Annotated in this window: 23 protein-coding genes; 11 read left to right on the forward strand and 12 right to left on the reverse strand. The window is 47.3% G+C overall.

Annotated features, from left to right (window positions below; translation table 11 throughout):
- Nucleotides 1-2: 2 nt before the first annotated feature.
- The 8 genes from Dform_RS09040 (at nucleotide 3) to Dform_RS09075 (ending at nucleotide 8,571) form a co-directional block, all read left to right on the forward strand.
- Nucleotides 3-920, forward strand: a complete 918-nt coding sequence (locus Dform_RS09040) for a Gfo/Idh/MocA family protein (protein ID WP_076004722.1) — start codon at nucleotides 3-5, stop codon at nucleotides 918-920.
- Complete coding sequence (locus tag Dform_RS09045; RefSeq protein ID WP_076004723.1) at nucleotides 913-1,692, forward strand: glycosyltransferase family 2 protein; 780 nt, start codon at nucleotides 913-915, stop codon at nucleotides 1,690-1,692. Before Dform_RS09040 ends, Dform_RS09045 begins: the two co-directional genes overlap by 8 nt.
- A gap of 16 nt (nucleotides 1,693-1,708) precedes the next feature.
- A complete protein-coding gene (locus Dform_RS09050) occupies nucleotides 1,709-2,500 on the forward strand; it encodes a hypothetical protein (RefSeq protein ID WP_158513493.1) in 792 nt (263 codons plus the stop codon).
- 320 nt (nucleotides 2,501-2,820) lie between these two features.
- The gene (locus Dform_RS09055) at nucleotides 2,821-3,558 is read left to right on the forward strand and encodes a lipid II:glycine glycyltransferase FemX (RefSeq protein ID WP_158513494.1); all 738 of its coding nucleotides are present in this window, start codon (nucleotides 2,821-2,823) and stop codon (nucleotides 3,556-3,558) included.
- A gap of 18 nt (nucleotides 3,559-3,576) precedes the next feature.
- A complete protein-coding gene (locus Dform_RS09060; RefSeq protein ID WP_225973752.1) occupies nucleotides 3,577-4,635 on the forward strand; it encodes a DUF354 domain-containing protein in 1,059 nt (352 codons plus the stop codon).
- Complete coding sequence (gene wecB / locus Dform_RS09065; protein WP_076004727.1) at nucleotides 4,632-5,681, forward strand: non-hydrolyzing UDP-N-acetylglucosamine 2-epimerase; 1,050 nt, start codon at nucleotides 4,632-4,634, stop codon at nucleotides 5,679-5,681. Before Dform_RS09060 ends, wecB begins: the two co-directional genes overlap by 4 nt.
- A gap of 6 nt (nucleotides 5,682-5,687) precedes the next feature.
- A complete protein-coding gene (locus tag Dform_RS09070; protein WP_076004728.1) occupies nucleotides 5,688-6,791 on the forward strand; it encodes a glycosyltransferase family 4 protein in 1,104 nt (367 codons plus the stop codon).
- Nucleotides 6,792-6,849: 58 nt separating this feature from the next.
- Nucleotides 6,850-8,571, forward strand: a complete 1,722-nt coding sequence (locus Dform_RS09075) for a hypothetical protein (protein ID WP_145925570.1) — start codon at nucleotides 6,850-6,852, stop codon at nucleotides 8,569-8,571.
- Here the strand turns inward: Dform_RS09075 and Dform_RS09080 are convergent.
- From Dform_RS09080 to Dform_RS09095, 4 genes are read right to left on the reverse strand one after another with little or no spacing between them, the layout of a single operon-like run.
- On the reverse strand, nucleotides 8,562-9,908 hold the full coding sequence (locus tag Dform_RS09080; protein ID WP_225973753.1) for a glycosyltransferase: 1,347 nt from the start codon (nucleotides 9,906-9,908) through the stop codon (nucleotides 8,562-8,564). The two genes, Dform_RS09075 and Dform_RS09080, sit on opposite strands and share 10 nt — an antisense overlap.
- Nucleotides 9,909-9,937: 29 nt before the next feature.
- Entirely contained in the window at nucleotides 9,938-10,504 is a 567-nt protein-coding gene (locus Dform_RS11630; protein WP_145925572.1) for an acyltransferase, read from the reverse strand.
- Entirely contained in the window at nucleotides 10,497-11,840 is a 1,344-nt protein-coding gene (locus tag Dform_RS09090) for an oligosaccharide flippase family protein (protein WP_076004732.1), read from the reverse strand. Before Dform_RS09090 ends, Dform_RS11630 begins: the two co-directional genes overlap by 8 nt.
- 6 nt (nucleotides 11,841-11,846) lie before the next feature.
- On the reverse strand, nucleotides 11,847-12,797 hold the full coding sequence (locus tag Dform_RS09095) for an NAD-dependent epimerase/dehydratase family protein (RefSeq protein ID WP_076004733.1): 951 nt from the start codon (nucleotides 12,795-12,797) through the stop codon (nucleotides 11,847-11,849).
- Between the two features lie 164 nt (nucleotides 12,798-12,961).
- Here Dform_RS09095 and Dform_RS09100 point away from each other — a divergent pair, with 164 nt between their 5' ends.
- Nucleotides 12,962-13,873, forward strand: a complete 912-nt coding sequence (locus Dform_RS09100; RefSeq protein ID WP_076004734.1) for a DUF1616 domain-containing protein — start codon at nucleotides 12,962-12,964, stop codon at nucleotides 13,871-13,873.
- A gap of 50 nt (nucleotides 13,874-13,923) precedes the next feature.
- On the opposite strand, the gene glmU is transcribed toward Dform_RS09100, so the two are convergent.
- The gene (gene glmU / locus Dform_RS09105) at nucleotides 13,924-15,126 is read right to left on the reverse strand and encodes a bifunctional sugar-1-phosphate nucleotidylyltransferase/acetyltransferase (protein ID WP_076004735.1); all 1,203 of its coding nucleotides are present in this window, start codon (nucleotides 15,124-15,126) and stop codon (nucleotides 13,924-13,926) included.
- Between the two features lie 410 nt (nucleotides 15,127-15,536).
- Nucleotides 15,537-15,743, reverse strand: a complete 207-nt coding sequence (locus Dform_RS11845) for an ATP-binding protein (protein WP_083635498.1) — start codon at nucleotides 15,741-15,743, stop codon at nucleotides 15,537-15,539.
- Between the two features lie 86 nt (nucleotides 15,744-15,829).
- Between Dform_RS11845 and Dform_RS11850 the strand changes: the two genes are divergently transcribed.
- Together Dform_RS11850 and Dform_RS09115 are read left to right on the forward strand one after the other, a co-directional pair.
- The gene (locus tag Dform_RS11850) at nucleotides 15,830-16,018 is read left to right on the forward strand and encodes an MBG domain-containing protein (RefSeq protein WP_425481064.1); all 189 of its coding nucleotides are present in this window, start codon (nucleotides 15,830-15,832) and stop codon (nucleotides 16,016-16,018) included.
- Nucleotides 15,966-16,280, forward strand: a complete 315-nt coding sequence (locus tag Dform_RS09115) for an MBG domain-containing protein (protein WP_076004736.1) — start codon at nucleotides 15,966-15,968, stop codon at nucleotides 16,278-16,280. The genes Dform_RS11850 and Dform_RS09115 overlap by 53 nt, the downstream gene beginning before the upstream one ends.
- 155 nt (nucleotides 16,281-16,435) lie before the next feature.
- Here Dform_RS09115 and Dform_RS11400 read toward each other — a convergent pair whose 3' ends face one another.
- The 6 genes from Dform_RS11400 to Dform_RS09145 form a co-directional block, all read right to left on the reverse strand.
- A complete protein-coding gene (locus Dform_RS11400) occupies nucleotides 16,436-16,621 on the reverse strand; it encodes a hypothetical protein (RefSeq protein WP_158513496.1) in 186 nt (61 codons plus the stop codon).
- Nucleotides 16,622-16,943: 322 nt separating this feature from the next.
- Nucleotides 16,944-17,426, reverse strand: a complete 483-nt coding sequence (locus Dform_RS09125) for a hypothetical protein (RefSeq protein ID WP_076004738.1) — start codon at nucleotides 17,424-17,426, stop codon at nucleotides 16,944-16,946.
- 1 nt (nucleotide 17,427) lies between these two features.
- A complete protein-coding gene (locus Dform_RS09130; protein WP_076004739.1) occupies nucleotides 17,428-17,718 on the reverse strand; it encodes a hypothetical protein in 291 nt (96 codons plus the stop codon).
- On the reverse strand, nucleotides 17,711-18,208 hold the full coding sequence (locus Dform_RS09135) for an arsenate reductase/protein-tyrosine-phosphatase family protein (RefSeq protein ID WP_076004740.1): 498 nt from the start codon (nucleotides 18,206-18,208) through the stop codon (nucleotides 17,711-17,713). Before Dform_RS09135 ends, Dform_RS09130 begins: the two co-directional genes overlap by 8 nt.
- Before the next feature lie 107 nt (nucleotides 18,209-18,315).
- Complete coding sequence (locus Dform_RS09140) at nucleotides 18,316-19,050, reverse strand: fibronectin type III domain-containing protein (protein ID WP_076004741.1); 735 nt, start codon at nucleotides 19,048-19,050, stop codon at nucleotides 18,316-18,318.
- 64 nt (nucleotides 19,051-19,114) lie between these two features.
- Complete coding sequence (locus Dform_RS09145) at nucleotides 19,115-19,594, reverse strand: hypothetical protein (protein ID WP_076004742.1); 480 nt, start codon at nucleotides 19,592-19,594, stop codon at nucleotides 19,115-19,117.
- Nucleotides 19,595-19,671 lie beyond the last annotated feature (77 nt).

Consider the following 19,671-nt stretch of genomic DNA (forward strand, 5'->3'; position numbering starts at 1 on the left):
ACATGTTGAAGGTGGCGATCATCGGTTTAGGTACAATGGGGCAGCATCATGTGAGGGTGTATTCGGAGTTAGGTTGCGATATAGTCGGTTTGGTAGACACTGATGAAGCCCGCGGCAAAGAATTTGCTCAAAAGTACGGTAGCCGTTGGTTTTCTGACTATCATGATATTCTTGACAAAGCCGAAGCTGTGAGCATTGCAGTCCCTACTAGTCTGCACAGTCTAGTCGCTATTGACTGCCTCAACAAAGGCATTCACTGCCTAGTAGAAAAACCCATTGCTTCTACGGTGGACGAAGCCAGGTCAATGATTGAAGCCGCCCAGAAGCACGCAGCCAAACTAATGATTGGTCATATTGAACGCTTCAATCCCGCTGTCCTAAAATTAAAATCCTTACTCGATGAAGGTATCTTGGGAAAGTTGATGATCGTTTCTACCCGCCGGGTTGGGCCATTTGCCCCCAGAATAAGAGACGTGGGTATCATAATTGACTCTGCCACCCATGATATTGATGTTATTCGTTTTTTGATGAATCGCGATCCGGTACATGTGTACGCCAAATCCGGGAGTTTCCGGCATGAAAAAGAAGACCATTCTGTAATAGTCTGCGACTTCGGTGATGCAGTGGGATCAATAGAAGTGAATTGGTTCACTCCACATAAAGTAAGAACTCTTGTGGCCACCGGTAGTGAAGGGATCGCCTATCTGGATTATATTCAACAAGATCTAAGGGTGTTCAATTCCGTAGTGAACCATGATATCGTCATAGAAAAGGGAGAGCCACTAAAACTGGAACTGGCTCATTTCCTTGACTGCATCATCACCGGGAAAACTCCTCTGACTGATGGAGAGTCTTCAACTAAAGTACTTGAGATAGCTTTAGAGGCAACACAACCAAGAGGTACCCGAGTATATGTATAAAGGCAAATCCATAGGTGTAGTGGTCCCTGCCTATAATGAACATCGCCATATTACCCTCACGATAAACGGAATACCGGATTTCGTAGATCGGGTATATGTAGTCGACGATAATAGTAAAGACAATACCTATGGCATAGCTTGTGCTTTAGCCCATCGCGAGTCTCGGATATGCGTAATTCACCGTTCCATCAATGGGGGGGTGGGCGCAGCAATTATCACCGGCCACAAGGAAGCGATAAAGGAAAGGATGGATGTGGTCGCGGTGATGGCCGGGGACAACCAGATGGATCCAGCAATTCTTCATAAAATCATCGACCCTGTCGTTGAAGGGTATGCTGATTATTCTAAAGGAAACCGCCTCTCGAATCCGGTTCACATTCGGGAAATGCCTCGTTTTAGGCGCTTTGGCAACTACCTACTGACAGTGCTAAACCGTATCGCCTCAGGTTATTGGCATATTAGCGACCCTCAAAATGGCTATACTGCGATTTCACGGGACGCTCTGATAAAACTTGATCTCGAAAAAATCTATGTGGGATTTGCTTTCGAAAATGACATGCTTGTCAGACTTAAGCTTGTCGGAGCCAAAGTCATGGATGTTCCGCATTCGGCAATCTATAGGGATGAAAAGTCTAAAATCAAATACCCGATTTTCATTTTAAAAACGAGTTGGATGCTGCTATTTAGCTTTATCAGGCGTGTCTTGAACCCTATCACTCGCTCCTCGGTCAAGCATATCGCACCAAACCGTGAGCCAAGTACGTATGCTTAATCGAGTGATCAGTAATTTGGATTTCTCTATCTCTAAATACCAAGTTCTATGCAAAGCTATCTCCAAATCTGGCTACACAAGCATTACCCTTGCTGACTATCTAAAGTTAGATTCCGATCATAAGATGCGTCCATATCTCATCATGCGCCACGATATCGATAGAAATCCAGAGAGGACTCTCGATATAGCTAGACTCGAGTATGATAACGGGATTAAAGCGACATACTATTTCCGTACATCAACCGCTTCAAAGGGGATTATGGACAAGGTGGCGTCCTATGGCCATGAAATAGGCTTTCATTATGAGACAATTGACAAAATGAAGGGTGATGTTAAGTCTGCGATTGATTTATTTAAGAATGAACTTGCGCAATTTCGAGTCTATCACCCAATTGTCACAGCATGTGCGCACGGCAATCCTTTAACGAAGCACGATAACAAACACATTTGGAAGCATTGCAGATTGTCTGAATTCAAACTAATCGGAGAAGCTTTCCTTTCATTAGATTTTGCACGGTTCGCCTATTTTTCTGATAGTGGTAGAACCTGGCGAAAAAGTAGGAGCCAGAAAATGCATGGTAAAGATGACGTCGGCTCCATCTACGACTATTTGCAGCCGAAAGACACAGATGAGTTGGTTGGTATTATCAATGCTGGTACGCCCGGCAATATATGCGTGCTGACCCATCCTGAGCGATGGTGTAGTAAGCCAACTGACTACATAAAAAGATACGTGCTTGATCTGATATTTAGTGCTGGTAAAACAGGAATTCATCTATTTCGCACGGTTTCCCGGAATAACATATGACAATTTCTAACTTAGATGTAATTACAACGGACAGCGCGAATGACTTGGAATGGGACCATTTCGTTCGCATCCATACTGAAGGTACGATATTCCACAGCCGACAATGGCGTGACATTCTTTGTAATAATTTCGGCTATAAGCCAGTTCATCTATTCGCATATAATGAATCGAGTAAATTGTGTGGCGTATTACCCTTATTTGTAGTGAAAAGTCCGTTGACAGGGCAACGGATTGTGTCTGCCCCATTTTCTTACATCTGCGGACCGATAGCTGATTCCGATTCTGTTTCATCGCAGCTTGTTAAGCGCGCAAGAGAGGTCTTGGTCGACCTACGACTTAAGCATCTTGAAATCCGAATGTTCCCGTCCGATGAAGGGGCTTTTCCGCCCGGATCCGAATTCACACAAGACAATCGTTACTCCACCTACATATTGGGGCTTAAAGAACCGATGGAGCTTTGGAAATCTCTCGACTCCGGAAGCATCCGCTGGGGTATAAGAAAGGCAATCAAGGACGGGGTAAAGATAAGATCCAGTATCTCCAAGGATGACCTCAATTCGTTCTATCGGCTTAACTTAGCAACAAAGCAGCGCCTAGGAGTTCCTGGGCACCCAAAGGCCTTTCTTGCGGCCATACTCAACGACTTTGGCGAAAACGCAAGACTCTACCTGGCTGAGTACAATAATAGGATTATTGCAGGTATCATTACCATTGCACATGGAAAAACTGTCCTATATGCCTATGGCGCTGCTGATAATGCTTTTCTGATACATCAACCTTACAACTTACTCCTATGGACGGCCATCGAGGATGCTTCTAAGCATGGTTTTCTTCAATTCGATTTCGGAAGGGTATCACCATCAGAGCCTGGTTTAGCAGCCTTTAAACGAAGGTGGGGTGCGACCGAAAAGAGGCTTGTATACTACTATTACCCCTCAGGAAAAGGGAGCTTCAGTCAGGACCAACGAGGACTCCAGATGGCTTCTAAGTTGTGGAAATTAATCCCTCCCCAGGTTGTTGGGCCACTGAGTAATATTTTGTTTAGGCACATAGGATAAATTATGCATATTGTATTTATGATTCATACGCCGGCCCAGGTCCATTTATGGCAAGCGGTTGCTACCGAACTCGAATCGCGTGGCCATCATGTCGTGTTTATTAGTCGAATGGAATCCATTATACAGCGGCTGCTGGCATCATATAATCGAAAGAGTGAATGTTATGGCAGAGTTGGAAGGACTCCTATAACCAGAATCACGAGTTTGCCAATAACTGTGATCAAATCATTACAGCAGACTTTACGGAATAAGCCGGATATTATCATTGGTACTGGGATACTTGAGTCAGTGGCTGGTTTTTTTACGCGAAAGCCAAGCATTATTTTCGAGGACTCGGAACCGACCCCAAGGCTCGAACGGCTATTATGGTATCGCCTGTGTTCTGTTGTAATTACTCCCTCCTGTTTCCGCATTAATCTGGGAAGAAAACAAGTACGTGTACCTAGTTATAAAGAACTTGCATACCTATACCCCTCACGCTTTCAACCTGATCCGGCAATTTACGATAAGCTAGGCATTGCCAAGAATGAAAAATATGTGATTCTTCGTTTCAATGCATTTGACGCTGTGCATGATATCGGTCGTAAGGGTTTTACATTGCTTGATAAGTATACCTTAGTGTCCGAGCTTGAGAAGTTCGCCCATGTTTTTATCTCCTCAGAGACTACCCTTCCCCCGGACCTTTTGAAATATCAATTACCGGTACCGGCTTATCAAGTCCATCAAGCCTTATACCACGCCCAATTACTGGTTTCAGATACCCAGACTTTAACTACCGAAGCCGCCGTTCTTGGTGTCCCAGCTATTCGGTGCAACAGTTTTGTTGGACTTCACGATATGGGTAATTTTGTTGAGTTAGAATCGAAGTATGGTCTGCTCTTTTCGTTTAACCAACCAGGCAAGGCGATCAATCGAGCAATCGAGTTGATCACCCAGTCAGACCTGCGGGAGGAATGGCAGGCTAAACGAAAGGTGATGCTCGAAGAAAAGATAGATTTAACTGATTATATGGCGGACTCCATTGTAAATTGGCCAGAAAGTGCCTGGAAATTCAGAGCTTCTCAGGATAAGATATGAAAATCGTGTCAGTCATAGGTGTTAGACCTCAGTTCATCAAGTGTGCTTCCCTTTCACGAGAACTTAGAATCCATCATAGAGAGATACTTGTTCATACTGGACAACACTATGATTACCTGATGAATAAAGTGTTCTTCGATGAACTCGATATCCCCAGCCCGGACTACAACCTGGAAGTGGGGTCTTCGAGCCATGGTCTACAAACCGGGGAAATGCTTAAAAGAATTGAGGAAGTGCTTCTAATTGAGAAACCGGATCTAGTCCTGGTTTACGGAGATACCAATTCCACGTTGGCAGGTGCCCTAGCCGCAACCAAAATGCATATAAAAGTAGCCCATGTTGAGGCAGGTCTCAGAAGCCATGATCGGACAATGCCTGAGGAGATAAATCGTATACTGACGGACCATTGCTCCGACCTTTTATTTTGTCCTACTCAAACCGCTACGACAACTCTAGCAGATGAAGGAATCAATCGTGGCGTCTATCTAACTGGTGATGTGATGGTGGATGCTATCCTATTTGCTAAAAACAGATCTGAGAACTCAAACATTTTGGAAATCCTGGGCCTTACCAGCAAGGAATACCTAATGGTGACTATTCATCGCGCAAGCAACACAGACACGAAAGCAAATTTAGATAGCTTAGTAAACGCCCTAATTCAGCTGAAACAACCAGTCGTATTTCCACTGCATCCCAGGACAGAAAAACAGTTAAAGCATTTCGGTCTATTTGACATACTCTCATCCCGCGTAAAATTGATTAAACCACTCGGATATTTAGAGTTTACCAAACTTCTTGGTCATTCTCAAAAGGTTCTTACTGATTCCGGCGGCGTCCAGAAAGAAGCCTATTTATTGCAAGTACCATGTGTTACGCTACGGGATAATACCGAATGGCAAGAAACAGTGCAAGCAGGTTGGAACGTATTAGTAGGTACAAATGAGGAAATGATCGTAAATGCCGCCCACAATTTTCAGCCAGTGTCAATACCAAAGACTCTTTTCCCCGAAGGCGCGTGTAGAAATATTTGTGATATCCTAAACTAAATTAAAATGCGTATCTGTTTGATCGGCGACGGAAGCAGCGAGCACATCATGAGGTTATCATCTTACCTGGTGGATCAAGGCAATGACGTTCACTTGATCACTTGGAAGACTAGGCCGGGTTTTCCGTCAAGGGTCAAACTACATATACTGACCAATCACCGCATCCCGTTATTCAGAGAACTGGGTTGGATACTCGGGGCAAGGCGCTGTGTGAAATCCGTCAAACCGAATATTATTGATGCCCATTACGTAACCATCTATGGTTTCTTAGCAGCATTAACCAATTTCCATCCTCTTGTTGTGACCGGTTGGGGGTCAGATATACTTGTGCAACCATATCGGAACCTATTGTGGCGGTCGTTTGCGCGTTACACCTTGCATAACGCCGATCGGATCAACCTGCTCTTCACGAAGCAGGTAGCCTTCAAGCAGATGAAATTGTTAGGAATCGACCAGTCTAAGATACAAGAAGTGCTACTTGGCGTCGATACGAGGATGTTCAAGAGGGAGCCTGATGGTAAGCGCACAGCATCGTTTTTCGGGTTGGATCCCGAACGTCCAATTATTGCGAACGTACGAGGTCTAGCTCCAATTTATGATGTTCAAACGTACTTTCGCGCCGCTGCAATAGTACTAAAGACGTGTCCCGATGCCCAATTCGTCACCCTGCATCGACCGGGGCAACGAGTCGAGGCAGAGGCTCTCTCGGATAAGCATGACCTCAACGGTCATATGACTTTATTAGACTGGCTGCCACATGATCAAATGCCCAAATTCTTGTCCACTGCCGATATATATGTATCCACTTCGTTATCTGACGGTGCTTCCAATTCCCTTCTTGAGGCCATGTCTTGCGAGAAGGCATCTGTTGTAACAGATATCCCTGCCAACCGCCAATGGATTGCCGATGGGGACAACGGCTATCTGTTTCCACCGGGTGATGCACAATCCTTGGCTAAAAAAATAATAAGTCTCATTAATGACCCTAACCGAAGATTGTTGTTTGGTCGTAGGTCTCGTGACATCGCCCAGAGTAGGGCAGAGTGCCAGGGGCAGATGGAGCAGATTGTTGCCGGCTATTGTGAAGTAATTCGCGAATATCAACATTGAGAAGCAAGGTGACTAGACCATCATAACAAAATTCCTTACACTGATGGGGTTCGCTGCGTTGACTGCCGCTACTTTGTTGGCATGGAATCACCCGGCGACTGGGTACGAGTTGGGTATTTTCGCCGCAACTCCAACGTTTTCTTGGGTACTAATTGGGCTCGCCATGGCCTGTGGAATGAGTATTATTGTTCGCCAAGCCATTTTGCTAAAAGACCCTGATTCAAGCTGGCTCTGGGGTTTGTTGCTTCTGATTGTATCTCGCCTGACAATATTATTCCTCCCGTTTATTCGAGGTTATGTAACTTGGCATGGCGATAATGTGAGCCACTTGGGTTTCCTCAAAGAAATCCTTCAGACTGGCCATTATGCTGCTGACAACTCGTATCCGATTACTCACACTTTCCTCGCGGAGATCATCCAAACTACAGGGCTTTCTGTTGAACTTGTTGCTAATCTTAGTACGGCTTTTTTCTCGGTATTTTTTATTCTATCTACATATCTCCTAGCAACAGCGCTATTATCAGAGCGAACACATCAACTCATAGCTACAACTCTTGCTGGGATGGTGTTTATCGGTGGTGGATACAACGTACTCCTTATGCCTAATGGCTGGTCCATTTTTCTATTACCTCTTCTCTTTTACCTCTTTTTCAAACGATTGTTTCATCCCATATATTCGGTTCCATTCCTCTTGTTATCAGTATTATATCCGTTCTTTCATCCGCTATCAGCTCTGATCATTATCATTTCGATGTTAGTGATGACCCTTGCGTTCCAGTTTTTATGGAAGAACCAATCTAGAGGTCTGACTAACTCATCGCACCCGCGTAGTGCAGCGCTCAAACCAATGCTGATTGAACTAATGATATTATTACCCTGGATATTGTCTTTTAATTCCTTCGAACCTAACATTCGTCTTATTTGGATTCAAATTACGTCTGGCGGCCCAGATGTATTAGGTTTTATGAGTGATACTCTTTCCAAGATCAACGTTCACGGTGTCGATGCTGTTATGTTGTTCTTTAAACTATACGGAGTAGAGGCGATATTAATTATTGTTTCGTCGGTTGGGCTTGTTATCACCTGGCTAAGGGTCCGCCGGTCCACAAATGAAGTAATCGGACGATTATTCCTTGGATTGGGCGCATTATTCTTGGCGCTCGGCTTCATGTACCTATTGTATCTTTTGGGTATGCCTGGGATGTCAAGTATTGGCGGGCAACGGCTCCTATCCTATGCCGGGATTCTCACTCCGATTTTAGCTGCCGTGACATTGGCCACTGCAATTCAGCGGATTCGGTTTAAGCCACTCACAACCATGATAATAGCAATTTTACTAGTTGTGCCCGCTGGGCTAAGCCTCATGTATATTTACCCTTCACCTTATGTCATCCAGCGTAACTTGCAAGTAACCCGGAGTGAGTTGAACGGCATCAATTGGTTGATGAACCTAAAAGGTACCCATATCGCCCTGATTTCGTCTTCCACAAATGAATTGTTACGCTTCACGGGGTTCACCGCTGCACCTAGGCCTATGGGTGCAAACGTCTCCCTGCCCGACCACTTCTCCTACGAGACCCTTGATCATTTTGGACAGGCTTTCAGCAAACCCGGGTACCTGCCATTGTCCATAGCCGAAAAGCAAACTTACCTGACTATCTGGCAGGTGGTAGGCCGCTTCACGGCGTCAGACTATGCAACTCTGGAGGATGACCAAACCGTAAGTAAGGTCTACGATAATGGTGAGTATCAAGTGTATCTCGTTGTGCCTTATTCATGATTGCGCTGATTTTGATGAATAATAGTATTTCCTGTGACCGATTTATAGCGTTGTAATACCTTGCTTAGGTTAAGGGCCTGGCTAGCCCATGAATACGATTCAATTATATCCTGTTTCGGATTATAATACGAACGTATAACACCATCATCAAAGAACTCGTGTAACCAAACAGATAAGATCTTAAATATCTCATCGACTTCATTTGCGATAATTCCGCAGCCCGTATCGACCAACAGTCTCTGGATACTACCTTGAGGAAATATTGAACATGCCAAGATTGGGCGGCCAGCCCCTAAATATTCAAACACTTTGCCAGAGTAAGTTCCGGCGTCGGAGGGATTATTCCAGCTAAGAAGTAGCAGGACTGTGGACTCGCTTTGTGCGCTAATGCTTTCTGCGTAGCTAATCATTTCATGGAATGATACCATTTTTTCAATCTGATAGCTTTTCAGTAAATTTTTTACATAGCTTAGAGACTCATTACCAATAAACCGGATTTCGAAACTGTTAGGGTCGATTTGTCCTTCTTGATAAAGCTTATGTACAGCCTGAAACAAAGCTGTTGGATCTCTTTTCCCCTTGTATACCGAGCCGGTATAGGTAATAATAAATTTATTTGATTTCCGCTTATGTAATGGATAGTCCTCAGGATCGAATCCGCTTGTGACAACGGATACGTTTTTTTTATGCAATACTTGAAGGTCACGAGCCATCGGTTCAGAAATAGCTACGATCTGATCACAATTACGAATAATCCTTTGTTCCCATTTTTTTTCCAAATACGTAAATGGTTGTGCTTTTCTGACGTACGGATTCTGAGACCATAAATCTCTGTATTCAGCAACCCAATAGACCCCTTTACTCTTCAGCCGTGAAGCCACCAAGTGACTCGCGGCAGGCCCATAGCTACTGAATACTATTTGCGCGCCAGTATTTTTCAATAAACTCATAGCGCGTTTTAAGGCTCCGAAATACCAAAACGGTTCTTCGGCTACTGTCCTAATCAGCGGTAATGACACCACAGATGCGATAAATGATTTCCCAATTGTAACCATTTTCCCGATTAGCGATCGACCACTAGCGCTAATTCGCCTTGCCTTTGTAGGACCCTTTTTTTCTCGATTAGTCACACGTAATTGGTGGTATTTGATTTTATATACGTTCGGCTCCAAGTGCTCCGACTCTCGGGGATCATTATCGGCGGTAATCACAATCGGTTGCCATCCTAAGCGCGACAGGTACTTGCATAATTTACTCAGTCGAGTCGCAGCAATACTCTGACTTGGTCGATAATGGTAACTGATCACTATTATTATATTATCACTCGTGTTATGCATATCCACTAATCTTAATTTATTCAATTACTTTACTCTCGCTCCAACCCTGTTCCCACGTTTTTCACAACCTGAGCCGGGTTTCCCGCCACAACAGCACCTGCTGGTACGTCCTTAGTCACAACAGAACCCATGCCAATCACGCTCCTGGCCCCTATTGAGACTCCTGGTATTATCTTGACATTAGCGCCAATCCAAACTTCATTTCCAATAACCACCGGTTTCGCGATATATTTAGGTTCGGATACAATGTTCACAACGGAATAATCGTGGTTAATAGTCCAAATGTAACATCCAGGACCAATAAGAATATTGTTGCCTAGCTTGAGACCACCAGCTCCATTGATTATCGTGTTGCGCCCAATAAATACGTTGTCACCGCATGCGATGCCATGGGCACCATATATTATTACACCTTCATCAAACCTACCACCGTTACCTAATTGTTTGAATGAATTCTTATAATAACTCTTCCGGATTATGGAGCCCCCGCATTGCCACGGAATGTTCCTTATAATAAGCTCAGTCATCACCCTAGGCATCGAAACCAATGCCGAGGCAACCGTTTTCCATCCGGGATCGCTTTTATTTCTATCCACGTCTATTTTTCTTTCGAAGTGTAGTTATCAAATGTTTATACATACGGAGGTCATTTGCATCAATGAATACGCAGGCTCTCATGGCTAAACCCGTATTTTTGGAGAATATCACTAATGCGACAAATCCGATTAAGATATAAGCAACAGTGGTAGCTATAGCTGCGCCCTCTATGCCTAATCGCGGAATAAGCAACAGGTTCAGGATAATATTGATACTGAGCCCAAGTAAAGACGCCTTCACCAGCAACCCCGGTTTACCGCGTCCTGCCATCTCGTTACCTAGAACCTTATAGATGCTCATAGCGACTGCCCCGGGTAATAAAAGCCACAACGGCATTACTGCCGGTAGAAACTCCTCACCAAAGAGAATCTCTACTGCAATGTGAGCAAATATTAATAGGAAGAGCGCAGACACCAGACTTATCACCAGAGTATTCCGACATATTATAGGAGTGGACGAATTTGCTTGTTCAACGCTTATACCTGGCGTCCTCGCCAATACCACGGTACCGACTGCCCCTGGCAAATAGAAGAGCACTTCGGCGCCTGCTACCGCCACTGAATAATACCCTATTGAAGCTGCATCCAAGAAAAACGCAATCATCAATAAATCCAGTCTGTAATTCAGAAACTGAACCAGATTGCCAATATAGCCTCTGATACCATACCCTAACAAATTAGAAAATACCGCGAAATCGAAACCAAACCGAATATGCACATGACTGCGCAGCATTAATAAAGTGATGATCATACCCGTGAGCTCGATTAATACAAAAGCGTAAACCATGCCCCCTATACCGAGGTTAAACACTATCAATGCAGCAGCGGTTAGGATTACAGAGGCACTATTATAGATTAAACTTATTAGGTTATACGCCGATAGCCGATATTGCCCCAATACGATACAACTTAAGTACACCGTAAACAGCTTCAGGGGTACGGTCAAACATGCCAGTATGATATAAACGGCTTCGACGCTTTCCAAGAACTTAGGTTGCAAAATAAAATAGTACGCAAGAAAGGCGGTCGTGACTACTGTGCCGATTGTTAGCGCTTGGGTTAAAGAATTAGCTGTTAGTTGCTCTATGCTATACCGTTTCGTGCGCCCATAATAGGTATTTGCGATGCCGAGGCCGAGGTCACCTGCCATCGCGAGTAGCGCGGGTATCAAAACGATCAATGAATAAATGCCTTTACCCTCAGGTCCTAACCAGCGGGCAATAATAATCGTAGCCAGGGCGCCGCTAACGAGAATGAAGACCTTGGTAAGTAAGGTATAAAAGGTGTTTCTCGTGAATTCAGGCCATGAACTGAGGAACCGGTGCTGCTGGTTCAAATTGCTCTAGCTCGCCGAACTTCTCTGATTTAATAGGCTAGCAACCATTTGCTCAAGACCGCTTCTAAGCTCTACCACCGGCATGTAACCAATATTTCGGACTTTATTGATGTCTGCCACACTGTGGCGGATATCGCCAAGGCGCTCTGCCTCGTATACTGGCGAAAGGGAGTTCCCAGTGATATCCAATAACAGCCAGGTCAAATGGTTCAACGTAGCGGCTTCACCGCTTCCAACGTTAAACACTCCCCGGGCATTTTCACCCAGGGCTAAGATCGTGGCAGAAACAACGTCGTCCACATGCACAAAATCACGTGTCTGCTCGCCATCTCCAAAGATAATCGGTGGCTGACCGGAAGTGACGCGGTGGATAAATTTCGGTATTACAGAAGAGTATTCGGAGGTAGAATCCTGACCGGGGCCATAGACGTTAAAGAACCTTAATATAACGGTGGGCATCCCCGCGAAATCGTTGAATAGTTGAGCATATTGCTCAGCGATAACCTTCGAGATGGCGTAAGGGGAGAGAGGATTGAGTGCAGTTTGCTCATTTACGGGCATAAGCTCGACATCGCCATACACCGCTGCGGATGATGCCAATACTACTTTTTTAAGTTCATATTTGGCAGCCAAGCGTAGAATCTCCAACGTTGCACTAGCATTTACGTCTAGAGTGGTCAGTGGTTCCACAATGCTTTTTGCCACGCTGATGGAAGCTGCTAGATGGTACAAGTAATCGGCTCCGGAAATGATTCGTTCAAGTATGGCTTTATCTCTTATATCGCCCTGTACGAAACGTGCTCCCGAGTGTTCCAACATTGGCTTAAGGCGATCCAGTTGACCAGTCGAGAGATTATCAAGGATTGTGACGCTATATCCGAGGTCACATAGTCTGAGACACAGCCTTGAACCAATGAAACCGGCTCCCCCTGTAACGACGATAGTTTCAGCAGACATAATATTTGTGATAGTATATCATACCCTTGGACAGGTTGAATCCAGCCCGAATGTTTCAATGAGTGATATATACGGCTTATGATGTACGCGAACCTATTAATGCCCCTAAATTGGAATCATCCATGTTGTAACCAGCCTGTTGATTTCAAGGGCAGGATGCTGATTTGAAAATCAAGCTCGGTAACGGATTGATTCCAATCAACCTGCTCGTTCTCGGATTGGTTGCTGTTAGCTTGTTTGTCGCCGCTTCTCCGATCCAGATGGTTCTGGGGCTGCTGTTCATTCTGCTTTTCCCCGGCTATGTCACCACTGCAGCGTTATTCCCCCGAGACACCGGCATACCTCTTGAGCGTCTCATACTTAGCCTGGGTATCAGTTTCATGGTTGCGGCGTTAATTGGTATGGGGTTGAACTACACGGACTGGGGAATTACTCTTAAATCTGTGTTATTTGGCGTTGGCGCCTACGTCATTATCGTTTCTGTTGTCGCTTGGCTTAGGCTCCTCCAATTGCCCCCAGCGGAACGTTTATCCCTTAGCATAGACTTGTCTAGCGATTTTTGGAATGGTAACATCTTCAGCCGCCTAGTTTCCGCTCTGGTGATAATCTCTATCATCGCCGCAGTGTCAACGCTCTTTTATACTGTCGCCAATCCTAAAATAGGTGAGAGATTTACTGAGTTGTACATCCTTGGCGTGGAAGGCAAAGCGATGAATTATCCGAGTGAAATCGTTCTTGTCGATGGTCGAGTTAGTGAAGTTCAATACGACGGTATTACTGAGAGTAAGAATGAACCGTTCGCTAGACTCAAGATTGGCATCATCAATCATCAAAGCGCCAACACTGAATATCAACTACAGTTAGTACTTGATGAGGCGCCTATCAGGTTCGATGTGGAGGGGCAAACGGTCGACGGGTACTTAACCATCAACTTAGGTGACGGTGAAAAATGGGAAAAGGACATATCGTTTTCACCTACGACTACAGGAGCTAATCTGAAACTTAATATCATTTTGGCCGTGGCCGGGAGGCCTTTGTTTGAAGACCCACCGCATATATTTCTTAACATCAAGTGATACTGCATAACAGCCCAGATTCCCTGAATGTACCGAACACGCGTCTTTTACTATAAAATTCTCGCCCCAGGCGCAATGACGCCGGAAACAAGTGCACCTGGTCCAATAATGGCACCACTTCCAATAAAAGTCCCTAGATTGATGCTTGCGTTAATGCCAGTAGATACATTGTCGCCGATAATGGCACCCATCTTTCTCCGCCCGGTGTCCTTGCCGTTGACCCTGGCGTTTGACCGGTCAAACCGTAAATTAGCCACCTGTGTACCGGCGCCTAAATTGCAATTCTCCCCAATAATACTGTCACCCACGTAGGTCAGGTGGGGGATTTTGGTGTTAGCCATTATGATTGAGTTTTTGATTTCGACACTGGCTCCGATGTGGCAGTTGTTGCCAATGGCCGTCCCGGGGCGGAGATAGCAGTTTGGCCCAATATCACAGTTCTGGCCGATGATTACCGGCCCAACGATATATGACCCTGCCCGAACGATACTACCCGACCCGATTTCCACCGCACCTTTGAGCACCGCGCCGTCTTCGACTTTTCCCTCGATTCTCGATTCGATACCGGACAGGAACTCTTCATTAGCGGATAGTAAGTCCCAGGGATAACCTAGATCGCGCCAGGTATTCAACATTCGAAAACCTACCGGCACCCCCGCGTCGATCATCAATTGGATGGTGTCGGTGATCTCGAACTCACCCCGGGGCGAGCGTGGCGTCTTCGCTAAGGCGGCAACAACATCCTGGGTAAAATAATAAACTCCGGCATTAGCCAGATGAGTCGGTGGGTTCAAAGTCTTTTCATGGATGAGAATTACGCACTCACCTTCTAGTTCGACCACACCCATGCCGGTAACGTCCGCCAGTTCCACCAAACTGAGCGTCGTCACCTTCATCCGAGATAGCGGCGCGATATCCGCCGCCCGTAGCATGATATCGCCGTTCAACATTATAAACGAAGTATTCAGGAGGGGCAGTGCCTGTCGTAGGGCATCGGCGGTGCCTGCCGGTTGGCGCTGCAACACGTAACGAATGCGCGCGCCCCAAGCCGATCCATCGCCAAAATAACCCCGCACCTTTTCGTCATGGTAACCGACAATAAGAACGAAATCGGTCAATCCAGCTTTACGGCATTCAATAAGCAGGTGCTCCACCATCGGTTTGCCGGCGACCGGTTGCATGACCTTGGGCCGCGCCGCGGTCAGCGGCCGCATCCGGGATCCTTCTCCGGCCGCGAGGATGACGCATGACATTGAACTCACCTAAACCACCCACCGCGGAGAAATCGAGCCATTCTGAACCTGTCCCCCCCATTCTCCCCCGCCATTGTAATGGAATCCATTCGAGAATGGCCAAATTTTATTGGTTGAGGTATTTTACATCAAAGAACATTATGTAATCAACCACGGATAGAACGGACCACCTCCGGGTTAAGAGCTCCCCAAGGTCATCAGAAAGTATTGACTAGGATGCTACAATTAGTCGTCACCAGACGCCCCCGCCCACTCACAACCAGCTTTCCAACTGCCATTGATCGAGATGATAGGTTTTCGATCCCACGATTAAGGTAAGAGCGGCTCTAAATATTCACAATGGTCATCACCGTCAGCCTCCAACGACACACTGAATAACTCCGTGATCTGCAACAATTATTCTTGCCGCTCTACTCCATTCTTTTTAAGGTTGTTTTCACTCTGCCGCTGCTCCGCGGCGCTGGTCCGGTAGCTGGGGACACTAACTCCAGGATTCCAGAGTGGTGGACGATGCGGTTAATGGGCGCAGCCGTGGCCTCTGGGTTTTGGAAAATACGATCCCACTCGGAAAAGACCAGATTCGAACTGATGCCTAACGAGCGCCCGTTCAGATCGATCCGCCATCAAATGTGAAAATAACTTCAGATTCCTCGGTGCCCTGAGGAAGATATCCAACTATTTATTCCCGCTCGACGAGGCACCAATGACTATCGCCGATATCACCAAAGCGACGGCAATAGTAACGCTGGGTGGCTTGAGCCATACCTATGAAGGCGCGGTAATGACAGACAAAACCACTCCGGCCAGCCTGATGGTGACTTTCACCTACAATAGGCTACGTGGAGGCGCCGTCCGCCGTCGGCAGCTGTACCGTAGTCGCCACTGTCGATGACGTGAACTACCAAGGCGGCGCCGCCGGCACGATGGTGATCTTCGCTCAGTTGCCGCCCAACTTCGGTGGCCGGGGGGTATGTACTTCGGTTCGCCGCTCCCTGGGATCAACCTGGCCGCCACTTCGCCCTGGATGGAAACGGCAAGGTGATTACCCCGGCCTTTTCAAGGCCGACGACGGCGAGTGTGTTTTGACCTTTGAGAGCGGCAGCGTCGTCAGGAATGCCGGCGCGGCGGTTTATGCCGTGTCGGCCATGACGTAGAAACGCCGTACGCCGCCCCGCCGCAGGGCGCGATAATCTTCGCCTATCAGATGGACCCAGCGGCTTCACCTTTAACCCGGCCTCACCATGACCCTGTGCTACACCGACGCCCAGATTCCAGCAGGTATGCTTGAGAGTTCTCTCTACATCGCCGTCTAGGACGGCTCTAACTGGGTCAAGCTCCGGAGTTCCGTCGATTCGGTGAACAACAAGGTGACGGCCCAGGTGGAACATTTCAGCACCTTCTGCGTCTTGGCCCATGTGCCGACGACGGCATCTCCGGCGACATCCACGGCCAGGCTGCGGACCACCACGACATGGTCGGATGAACCCTCCGACAACAATCTCATCGTCCCGATTAGCCTGGTTGCTGTAGCCGCCCTTCCGCTGGGTATCGTTCTCTACCAGAGAAACAGAAAAACCAGGTAAGTCTCGATTCGCGGTAAACCAAAGGGGCGGGCTCATCAGAGATCCCGCCCTTTTTTGGCTGGCTAATTGGGGATTTGCCTTTGTTGCAAGAGCCAACAACCCCATCACCCAACAACATCTGCTTATGTGACCAACTAGTGTGTTAGAATGTTTGACTCGGTCTGAAACTCGAACGATTTCTGGATGAAGATATTGTTCAGGGGCGTGGCTAAAACTGGCCAGGCTATTGACACGTTAGAGTAGTAAGGCGGCGACTTCTTCGTCAGCCCACTTGAAGAACGACGCGACAATTGGGGCTAGCTGTAAAACCACCATCGCCACGTCCCAGCATTTATTCTCATCCGGGGCCCAACCATCCGAAGAAGTCTGGATGTTAAACGCGGTGAGTAATTCAGGGAGAGTGGATGACCGATAGAACATCGCAAACGGGTTCTGCCAATATTCTCTGAGGTAATCGCTGTCTGGCTCGAGGGCCGTAAGCTTTTCTTTGTAAAACCACTGCCAAAGATCACGGAATCGCTCTTCGTGACTAGTGAGCCATTCACGGAGCAGTTCGTACGTGGCGGCGTCACTAGCTGAAAAAGGTATCTGGTTTTCGGAGGGGCTTCTGTCAGTACGCAGAACGTCGAACAATAGGTCCCCGAGCTGGAACCACCGGTCTGCCCATTCGCCAACGAAATCACCACAACTGAGTTTGGCTTCGTTAGAATTATCCATATCAGATCGATCCCTCCGCATGCTGTTTCAAAGAGCGGTCGATCATTGACAAGAGCGCCAAAAAGCTAAAGTGTAACTCTCGGGAGAGTCTTTGGTGAAACTCCGGGAACTCTGATTCCAGATCGGGAGCCGCTGCTTGAAAGACATTATCTTCAAACGCCAGGATAGTGTTGGCTAGCACTTCGTTCGATTGGTTAAGCCGCGCGAATTCAAAGTCGAGGGTGGCACGGTCGAGTTCAAGCATAGTGAGGACGGAGTCTACCAATTCAACTTTAGGAATATACTCAAACACTGGCCACCTCTGTGGTAAACCGCCCATTTTCGATGTCATTCAACCGACTGGCAACCAGTTTAGTCATGTCATCCAGTTGCTTGGCGCACCGCTGGTAATCTGCATCGGTGCCGCCAACCGGATCCGGCACCTGGTCGCCGGATCCGACAAATTCGCCGATGGTGAATACCTTATAGGCTTCCTCCGGGGCAAAGCGTCTTACAGAATGAGACCTGCCGATATCTGTTGTAAGCACCAGGTCAGCCCATTTCAGCAATGGGTGATTCAAGGCTTGAGACTTGTGATTTCTCAGACTAAGCGGTCGGCCAGAATTGTCCTGGTATCGAGCGATCGCCTTGACCGATCCAGGGCTGGCTGGACAGCCGTCCTCGGCACCGGTGCCGCAAGACTGTACTTCATCCTGCCGCCTACCCATGTTGGCTTTGTACAGCACCTCGGCCATTGGGCTGCGGCACATATTGGCATAGCAGACAAAAAGGATTTTATTCAAAGACTTCACCCCTCCCAGATAAGAATCGGACCTAAGCTATTTCACGCACAAAGTCGCTAATCCGTCAAATTTTCAGGGTAAAATAGCGACGTTCCAAAGAGCCCTCCCTACTTGGCGCCTTGCCACTGGTAAGGCAGGGTTTCGCCCCGGTTCATTTTGGCGATCTCTGCCTCAAGACGCAGCCCACTAGCACCGGGAATCATGCGGCCGTCGGGGTAAACCGTCCAGTCAGCTTCCTGCCAGGGAACGCATACGTACCTGTATTGCCACCCAATATTCACCCTGCCTTGCTGGGAGTTGCCGGAAATGTCGTACCAGTTGACGCCTTTCCAATAGGTAGCGACGTAGTTCATGGCTGCTGGGGAGGTGGCCAGCGAAACGAGCCGGGCGTACACGAACTGCGTCCCCTTAAAAGAATAAAACACCTGCCAGTCAGTCGCGATGTTAGACGGCAGCGAATCACCGCTCTCACCCCTGGCGTAAACTCGATAGAAATAAGTGGTGACCGGATGATCGAGGGCGGCGGCTACCAAGTTAAATGCCGGTTCGGTCAGGTCTGTAAAATTGAAGGTTAGATTGGTGACAACTACGTCCTTAGTGAAATTGAGATCGGTGGAACGTTCCAACCGGAAGCCAATCTCATTGACCGAGTTATCAGCCCAACGAATATTGATCTTGTTTGGGTCGATGATCTTCACCACCAGATCGGATGGCGCAGCCGGGATTGGTTCCGGCGGAGAGGTCGTTACGGCGGGTGGGGTGACCTGGGCCCCGCAAGATACCGCTGTAAGAATGAGAACCATTGAAAGCACCGGATAAAGCCACCGTTTGATATGAGCCATATTTCCTCCTCGTGTTTTTATTAAATAGGAGGGGGGTTGTTCCCTCTCCCTGACCACTCATGAATCACTTCACCTTACGGATACGGCGCTTGAATAGTGGGAGGCCAGCGCTCCGGCGGAGTTCGTCGGTTTCTTGAGCAGAGGTCTTGAAGCCGACCCCGGCAACCCTTTTGACGTACACCATGTGCTTTGTGTACCGGTCCACTTCATAGTGAAAGGAATATTCTTCGCCGTTCGGGGCAACACAACTGGTCAAAGCATCAATAGCGGTGCGCCTGCCGGTGTAGCGTATCTCCGGGTCATGGTTCCAGCAGAACTCTTCTATCGATTTGCCCAGGACGACACCAAGCATATCGACCGGAGGCGGATGCTGGCGGGATGAGCTGGATGGAATAAATGTCCTTCCTTCCAGTTGAGCCGTGCGGGTGATCCGCCCATCGAGGACGGCGCTCATGTTTCTAAGTGTCACCCTATCCTGTGTTGAGGTATTGTGGTGGAGGTATTCAACCATTTTAGCTAACTGCAAATTATGCTCGGTGTCCATTTGAAAACTCCTTATCTCATATTCGATAACCCTGCTACTCTGCTGACTAAAGGGGAGACGCGATTCGAACTGCTCTG

The organism is Dehalogenimonas formicexedens (assembly GCF_001953175.1).
Taxonomy (GTDB): Bacteria; Chloroflexota; Dehalococcoidia; order Dehalococcoidales; family Dehalococcoidaceae; genus Dehalogenimonas; species Dehalogenimonas formicexedens.

Bases quoted from the DNA above. Each gene is read 5' to 3' on its own strand.
- Dform_RS09095 (WP_076004733.1), bottom strand. From the start codon at position 12,797: ATGTCTGCTGAAACTATCGTCGTTACAGGGGGAGCCGGTTTCATTGGT.
- Dform_RS09060 (WP_225973752.1), top strand. From the start codon at position 3,577: ATGATTCATACGCCGGCCCAGGTCCATTTATGGCAAGCGGTTGCTACC.
- wecB (WP_076004727.1), top strand. From the start codon at position 4,632: ATGAAAATCGTGTCAGTCATAGGTGTTAGACCTCAGTTCATCAAGTGT.
- Dform_RS09140 (WP_076004741.1), bottom strand. From the start codon at position 19,050: ATGGCTCATATCAAACGGTGGCTTTATCCGGTGCTTTCAATGGTTCTC.
- Dform_RS09145 (WP_076004742.1), bottom strand. From the start codon at position 19,594: ATGGACACCGAGCATAATTTGCAGTTAGCTAAAATGGTTGAATACCTC.
- Dform_RS11850 (WP_425481064.1), top strand. From the start codon at position 15,830: ATGACTATCGCCGATATCACCAAAGCGACGGCAATAGTAACGCTGGGT.
- glmU (WP_076004735.1), bottom strand. From the start codon at position 15,126: ATGTCATGCGTCATCCTCGCGGCCGGAGAAGGATCCCGGATGCGGCCG.
- Dform_RS09040 (WP_076004722.1), top strand. From the start codon at position 3: ATGTTGAAGGTGGCGATCATCGGTTTAGGTACAATGGGGCAGCATCAT.
- Dform_RS09045 (WP_076004723.1), top strand. From the start codon at position 913: ATGTATAAAGGCAAATCCATAGGTGTAGTGGTCCCTGCCTATAATGAA.
- Dform_RS09070 (WP_076004728.1), top strand. From the start codon at position 5,688: ATGCGTATCTGTTTGATCGGCGACGGAAGCAGCGAGCACATCATGAGG.
- Dform_RS09125 (WP_076004738.1), bottom strand. From the start codon at position 17,426: ATGGATAATTCTAACGAAGCCAAACTCAGTTGTGGTGATTTCGTTGGC.
- Dform_RS09080 (WP_225973753.1), bottom strand. From the start codon at position 9,908: ATGCATAACACGAGTGATAATATAATAATAGTGATCAGTTACCATTAT.